At 65.0% G+C, this 6,649-nt stretch carries 9 protein-coding genes; 2 read left to right on the top strand and 7 right to left on the bottom strand.

Features of this window, described 5'->3' with window-relative positions; translation table 11 throughout:
- The 5 genes from VMJ11_RS11465 to VMJ11_RS11445 all read right to left on the bottom strand — a co-directional run.
- A partial coding sequence (locus VMJ11_RS11465; protein WP_325619533.1) for an HD domain-containing protein occupies positions 1–708 on the bottom strand: 708 nt, incomplete at its 3' end.
- Positions 709–786: 78 nt separating this feature from the next.
- Positions 787–1,140 carry a RidA family protein gene (locus VMJ11_RS11460; RefSeq protein ID WP_103704086.1) on the bottom strand — a complete coding sequence of 118 codons (354 nt, stop codon included), beginning with the start codon at positions 1,138–1,140 and terminating at the stop codon, positions 787–789.
- Positions 1,141–1,236: 96 nt separating this feature from the next.
- Positions 1,237–2,130 carry an alpha/beta hydrolase gene (locus VMJ11_RS11455; RefSeq protein ID WP_325619532.1) on the bottom strand — a complete coding sequence of 298 codons (894 nt, stop codon included), beginning with the start codon at positions 2,128–2,130 and terminating at the stop codon, positions 1,237–1,239.
- Between the two features lie 300 nt (positions 2,131–2,430).
- Positions 2,431–3,072, bottom strand: coding sequence for a CoA transferase subunit B (locus VMJ11_RS11450; protein ID WP_325619531.1), 642 nt, complete (start codon positions 3,070–3,072; stop codon positions 2,431–2,433).
- Positions 3,073–3,087: 15 nt separating this feature from the next.
- The gene (locus VMJ11_RS11445) at positions 3,088–3,807 is read right to left on the bottom strand and encodes a CoA transferase subunit A (protein WP_325619530.1); all 720 of its coding nucleotides are present in this window, start codon (positions 3,805–3,807) and stop codon (positions 3,088–3,090) included.
- A gap of 236 nt (positions 3,808–4,043) precedes the next feature.
- On the opposite strand from VMJ11_RS11445, the gene VMJ11_RS11440 reads away from it, so the two are divergent.
- Positions 4,044–4,616 (top strand): PAS and helix-turn-helix domain-containing protein, encoded by a 573-nt coding sequence (locus VMJ11_RS11440; RefSeq protein WP_325619529.1) that lies wholly within the window; start codon positions 4,044–4,046, stop codon positions 4,614–4,616.
- Positions 4,617–4,662: 46 nt separating this feature from the next.
- Here the strand turns inward: VMJ11_RS11440 and VMJ11_RS11435 are convergent, their stop codons facing one another.
- The gene (locus tag VMJ11_RS11435; RefSeq protein ID WP_325619528.1) at positions 4,663–5,103 is read right to left on the bottom strand and encodes a thioesterase family protein; all 441 of its coding nucleotides are present in this window, start codon (positions 5,101–5,103) and stop codon (positions 4,663–4,665) included.
- 65 nt (positions 5,104–5,168) lie between these two features.
- Positions 5,169–5,948 (bottom strand): SDR family oxidoreductase, encoded by a 780-nt coding sequence (locus tag VMJ11_RS11430; RefSeq protein ID WP_325619527.1) that lies wholly within the window; start codon positions 5,946–5,948, stop codon positions 5,169–5,171.
- A 176-nt stretch (positions 5,949–6,124) separates the two neighbouring features.
- Between VMJ11_RS11430 and VMJ11_RS11425 the strand changes: the two genes are divergently transcribed.
- Positions 6,125–6,649, top strand: a 525-nt coding sequence (locus tag VMJ11_RS11425) for an NAD(P)/FAD-dependent oxidoreductase (RefSeq protein WP_325619534.1), incomplete at its 3' end; no start/stop codon positions are given.

Raw genomic sequence — 6,649 nt, 5'->3', positions numbered from 1 at the left:
GATCGCCTCGGCCACGTAGCTCTCGCGCTCCACGCGCTTTTCGTCGAGCAGCTTCGCGATGCGCTTGTAGGTGACCGGCTCCTCGAAGCGGAACGCGAGGTCTTCGAGTTCCCACTTCAGTTGCCAGATGCCCAGCCGGTTCGCGAGCGGCGCGTAGATTTCAAGCGTTTCGTGCGCCACTCCGGGCGCCGGCGTGATCTTCGCCGCCGCGTAGTAGCGCAGCGACTGCACGCGCGAGGCGAGCCGGATCAGCACCACGCGGATGTCCTGCGCGAACGCGAGCAACATCTTGCGCAGCGACTCGACCTGCGCGCGCCGCGCCGCCTGGGCGTCCCGCCCCTCGCGGCCCGATTCGGGCGCGCTTTGCTGCGCCGCACGCAGGCTCACGGTGCCAAGACGCAGGAGCTTGCGCACGTCGAACACGAGCTTCGCGACTTGCGCGCCGAAGCGTGCCTCGAGCGTGGTTTCCGGATTGTCGAGATGCGGCGCGAGATTGAAGAGCGCGGCGGCGAGCACCGCAGGCGGGTCGACGTTGAGCCGGCTCATGATGGAGGCCGTGCCCCGCGCATGCTCTACAAGCGGCTCGCCCGTGGAAAGACGTGCGTCGCCCGCGTGCTCGCGCACGAACGCGAGCGCGTCGTCGAGCGACGGCAGCGCGCCGGAATCGGCGGGAACCGTGGAAGCGGGAGGTACCGTGTCGCTACTCATGAGACGATGCCCGCCGGCATGCCGGACGGGCGACAACAGAACGGATCAAACAAAATGCGCCGGGCGCGAGGATCGCGCTCAATCGCGCTGCGCGGCCACCACGACGATTTCGACGAGACATTCCGGATTCGCGAGCTTCGCTTCGACGGTTGCGCGTGGCGGCGTCGCGCCTTGTGCGACCCACTTGTCCCACTCGGCGTTCATGCCGGGAAAATCCTTCATGTCCGCGATATAGATCTGCACGGAGAGCAGCAGCGACTTGTCGCTGTTCGCTTCGCCCAGCAGACGATCGATGTGGCCGAGCACTTCGCGCGTCTGGCCGGCGATATCCTGCTTCGTGTCTTCGGCGATCTGGCCCGCCAGGTAGACAGTGCCATTGTGGATTGCGGTCTCCGAAAGACGCGGGCCAACGTGGTGACGAATGACTGCCATGAGAATTCCTGTCGAGAAGTGGAAAGCGGACGATTTCCGGGCTGGCACAACCCCGCACGCATGACTGCGCGCTGGATGGCACCAGCGAATCTCATATTATGACCCGCCAGGGGCCTCGCCGTCGAAGAAACGGCGCGCGATCGCGATCTGGTCGGCAGCAAGGAACGCGGGCGCATGCCCTACGCCGGCAATTTCGACGCTCGTCACCTTGCGCCCCACCTCGATCATCTTCGCCACCGTTTCGCGCGAAATCAGGTCCGAAAGCACCCCACGCACGACCAGCACCGGCCCTGCGAACGCGGCGAGCGAGCGCCACAGAAGCTTCTCGCCCTCCTCGTTCTGCTCAGGCGTGACCGACTTGAAGGGCACGGCGATGCGCGGGTCGTAGCGAAAGCGCCACTGGCCATCCACTTCGTGCAGCAGCGGCGTATTGATCTCGCGCCACTCTTCGGCACTCAGCGGGCCGAACGAGGCCGCGAGAAGCGCCGCATTGTCGATGCCTTCCTGCAGCGTCGCGAAACGTTCGTCGAGCCCGACGTACTGGCCGATGCGCTCGAGCGACACCGGCTCGATGTGCGGCCCGATGTCGTTGATCAGCATGCGGCGAATGGGCGTGTCCGGCAGCCCGGCGAGGGACAGGCCGATCAGGCCGCCCATCGAGGTGCCGAACCAGTCCACCTGCTCTGCGCCGGTGCGCGCAATCAGCGTGACCATGTCCGCCACATATTGCGCGACGCCATAGCCGCGTGGATCGAGCAGCCACGACGACAACCCGCGCCCGACCACGTCCGGGCACACGACACGATATTCATCGGCCATCGCGGCAGCGAAGCGGTCAAAGTCGCGGCCCGAGCGAGTGAGCCCGTGCACGCACACGAGCACGCGCGGATTGGCCGGGTCGCCCCACTCGGTGTACGCGATGCGGTGCAGGCCCGAGGGACTGAGACACTGGACGTATTGCTGGCGCGGCGCGGCGGTCGATTCGGTCATCGCAGGTTCCTCGCTAAGGGGCACTTAAAGGGGGCGCTTCAAGGCTTCCGGCCGATTGTAAACGGCTTTGCCGCGCCGTATGGTCAGCAAAGCCGCACACAAGCCGCCTGCGCACTGGCTTGCCGCCCGCCTCCTGCGGCGCCGTACCGTACGACTCGCGGCGCGGCCCTCCGTCATCCTGCCTATGCCGTTCGGCCGAGCTTTCAATCGTGCGCCAACGCGCAACAATGCAAGCACCGCAAAAAAAAACGGGCGAGACCGAAGTCTCGCCCGCCAGGAACCATGCTTATGCTACGACGTTCAGATCACGGCGCTCACATCCAGCGGCGCACCGGTCTTTGCCTTGATCTCGTCCACCGTCACGCCCGGGGCAAGTTCGGTCACCTTCAGGCCCGCGTCGCTCACCTCGATCACGCCGAGGTCGGTGATGATCACGTCGACCACGCCCACGCCCGTGAGCGGCAGGGTGCAGGCTTCGAGAATCTTGTGCTGGTCGCCCTTGGCCACGTGCTCCATCAGCACGACCACGCGCCCGACACCCGCCACGAGGTCCATCGCGCCGCCCATGCCCTTGATCATCTTGCCGGGGATCATCCAGTTGGCCAGGTCGCCCTTTTCGCTCACCTGCATTGCGCCGAGGATCGCGAGGTTGATGTGGCCGCCGCGGATCATCGCGAACGAGTCCGCCGAAGAGAAGATCGACGAGCCCGCCAGCGTCGTCACCGTCTGCTTGCCGGCGTTGATCATGTCGGCGTCCACTTCGTCTTCGGTCGGGAACGGGCCGATGCCGAGCAGGCCGTTTTCGGACTGCAGCCACACTTCCATGCCCGCGGGCACGTGGTTGGCCACGAGCGTCGGCAGGCCGATGCCGAGGTTCACGTAGAAGCCGTCCTGCAGTTCCTTCGCCGCGCGCGCGGCCATTTCGTCACGATTCCATGCCATGGTCGGTCTCCTTCCTCACTTGCCCGCCGGGTTGCCGGATGCGGCGCGCACGGTACGTTGTTCGATGCGTTTTTCCGGGTGCGCGTTGAGCACGATGCGCTGCACGAAGATGCCCGGGGTGTGGACCGAATCCGGATCGAGTTCGCCGTTCTCGACGATCTCCTCCACTTCCGCGACCGTGATCTTGCCCGCCATCGCGCACATCGGGTTGAAGTTGCGCGCCGTGCGGCGGTAGATCAGGTTGCCCGACTTGTCGGCCTTCCAGGCCTTGACGAGCGCGACATCGGCGGTCAGCGAGTGCTCGAGCACGTAATGCTTGTCGCCGAACTGGCGCGTTTCCTTGCCTTCGGCAATCAGCGTGCCGAAGCCGGTGTTGGTGAAGAACGCCGGAATGCCCGCGCCGCCCGCGCGCAGCTTCTCGGCCAGCGTGCCTTGCGGCGTGAACTCGAGCTCGAGTTCGCCCGACAGATACTGGCGCTCGAACTCCTTGTTCTCGCCCACGTAGGACGAGACCATTTTCTTGATCTGGCGCGTCTCCAGCAGCAGGCCGAGGCCGAAGCCGTCCACGCCTGCGTTGTTGCTGATGCAGGTGATGCCCTTCACGCCCGAATCGCGCAGCGCGCCGATCAGCGCCTCGGGAATGCCGCACAGCCCGAAGCCGCCGACAGCGAACGTCTGGCCGTCCTTGACGATGCCCTCGAGCGCGGCTGCCGCGCTTTTGTAGACCTTGTTCATCAGTGTGTCCCTTCCTCGAATGGAAATCCGGCATTCCGGTTTGGCGCACGGACGTCGAGTGCGTCCGGATGCTCAATTCTAGTCATGCCCCGGCGGTGCTGCCGTGAAGCGGGCAGCCCGGGCGACCCGCAAAAAAACGCGTGCGAGCGACCCTCCGATGGGTGCAAAGCGTACGCTGGCAGGCTGTTGCGGCACAATACGCAAAACTACATAAAGCGATACCCGCATCGCCCGCCATGCCCGCTACCTCCCAACCCGCCGAACGCTCGGCGCTCGACTACCAGACCGCCTTCCACCTTGCGCCTATTGGCCTCGTGCTTTCTCGCGAGCGCACGATCGTGGACTGCAACGACCAGGTCGCCGCCATCTTCCGCTGCCCGCGCGAGGCACTGATCGGGCAGTCGTTTCAGGTGCTCTACCCCTCGGCCGACGAATTCGAGCGCATCGGCGAGCGCATTCCGCCCATCATGACGGCGCAAGGCAGCTACGCCGACGACCGCATTATGAAGCGCGCCAACGGCGAGCTCTTCTGGTGTCACGTCACGGGGCGCTCGCTCGACCGGGCCGCGCCTCACGCTGCGGGCGTCTGGACCTTCGAAGACCTGAGCGCGACACGCCGCGTGGCAGTCGAGCTCACGCCGCGCGAACGCGAGATCGCCGCGCAGCTAGTCACCGGCAAGACCAGCAAACAGATCGGTCGAATTCTGGAGATCAGCTCGCGCACGGTGGATGTCTATCGCGCGCGGCTCATGCGCAAGTACGGCACCGGCAACGCGACCGAATTGCTGCAGCGGCTGCTCGGGCAGTAAAGACGGGCGCCCGCAAGGCAGCGGGCCGGCGCACATGGCGCGGGGCTCACCCCACGCGGCTCGCCTTGACCAGCGCCGCGTGCTCGATGGTCGAGCGCAGCGTGTCGGGAATCGGCACCGATTTGCCAGCCGCGTAGTCGATCCACACGCAGCGCGCGTTGCCGCGCGCGTAGAGCGTATCCGGCTCGTCGGCGCGGCGCAGCTCGAACCCGGTATCGAAGCTGCTGCGGCCAGGCTGGCCGACTGTCATCGTGCAAACGATGTCCCCCGGGTAATGCAACTGCTTGAGGAACTCCATCGACGCATTGACGATCACCGGGCCCTGCCCGCTGCCGCTCTCGGCGGCGACGCCCAGATGCTCGAACCAGGAAATCCGCACCTGCTCCATGTAGCGGAAATAGACTGTGTTGTTCACGTGGCCAAACGCGTCCATGTCGCCCCAGCGGATCGGCATGGTCATTTCAAATACCGGGTGGTAATCGCTCATTGCACTTCAACTTCTTGTTATTGCGTTGATACAAGGTGCCGGCGAGCCGCCGGACTCGCCGGAGTTCAGGTGAGTCCGAAGCCGTCGTCGGCGCTGATGATCGAGCCGTTCAGGAACGCCGACTCGTCGGCGGCGAGCAGCAGCAGCAGGCCGTCGAGGTCCTCGGGCGTGCCGACACGGTGGCGCGGCAGCATCGAAATGAGCTTTTGCCCCTGCTCGGTCGACCAATGGTGGTGGTTGATCTCCGTGTCGATGTAGCCGGGGCAGATCGCGTTCACATTGATCCCGTGGCGCCCCCATTCGAGCGCCATGGCTTTCGTCATATGGACGACTGCGGCCTTGCTGATCGCGTAGAGCCCGATTTGCGGCAGCACGCGCAGGCCGGCCACCGAGGCGATATTGATGATGCGGTAGACTGGCTTCGGGCCGCCCCCGTTGCCGCGCATGATCATGCGCTTGGCGACCTCCTGGGCGACGAAGAAAGCGCCGCGCGTATTCGTGTCGAACACGTATTCGAAGTCGGCGGGTGTGACTTCGGCGAGCTTTTGGGTCGTGGACACGCCCGAATTGTTGACGAGGATATCGATCGTCCCCGCCTCGGTTTCCGCGTGCGCCACCGCCGAGCGGATGCTCTGGTAGTCAGTCACGTCGAGCGAAACGACGTGCGCGGCGCCCCCGCTGGCTTCGATTTCGGCGCGCAACTCCTTGAGCCGCTCCACGCGGCGGCTCGCCAGCACGACCTTCGCACCCGCCTGCGAGAGCACCTGGGCGAAGCGCTTGCCGAGCCCGCTGGAGGCCCCCGTGATCATCGCGACCTTGCCTTCCAGATTGATCGAACGGCCCATTTCCGGTTCCTGTTCAGAGGTGAAAAAGCGCCAGAACGCGGCGTTGTTCGCGCGCCGAATCGGGCGCCACGAAATAGAACGGTCGTGCTAATGTTACCCTGTTGGGTTGCGGCACGGGGAACGTTACCCGACAATACGAACCCGAAAAAAGCATTCTAATGGCAAGAGGAGCATTGATGACCCCCGCAAGTCTTTTGGAGCAGTACGGTCCACGCGAGTCGATGGAATACGACGTGGTGATCGTCGGTGGCGGCCCCGCCGGGCTCTCCGCCGCGATCCGCCTGAAGCAGCTGGCAGCAGAGAAAGGCGCCGAGATTGGCGTGTGCGTGCTGGAAAAAGGCTCGGAAATCGGGGCGCATATCCTCTCCGGCGCGGTCATGGATCCGCGCGCGCTCAACGAACTCGTTCCCGACTGGAAGGAACAGGGTGCGCCGCTGAACGTGCCCGTAACCGAAGACAAGTTCCTTTTTCTTTCCGAAACAGGGGCTAAGTCCGTGCCGAACTGGGCGCTGCCCGACAACTTCAAGAACCACGGCAACTACGTCATCAGCCTTGCCAACGTCACGCGCTGGCTGGGCCAGCAGGCCGAGGCGCTGGGCGTTGAGATCTTCCCCGGTTTTCCGGCTGCGGAAGTGCTCTACAACGACGACGGCTCGGTCAAGGGCGTGGCCACCGGCAACATGGGTGTGGGCAAGGACGGC

Source organism: Paraburkholderia sp. (assembly GCF_035501035.1).
Lineage (GTDB): Bacteria > Pseudomonadota > Gammaproteobacteria > Burkholderiales > Burkholderiaceae > Paraburkholderia.
This window is presented reverse-complemented; position numbering and strand designations above follow the sequence as displayed.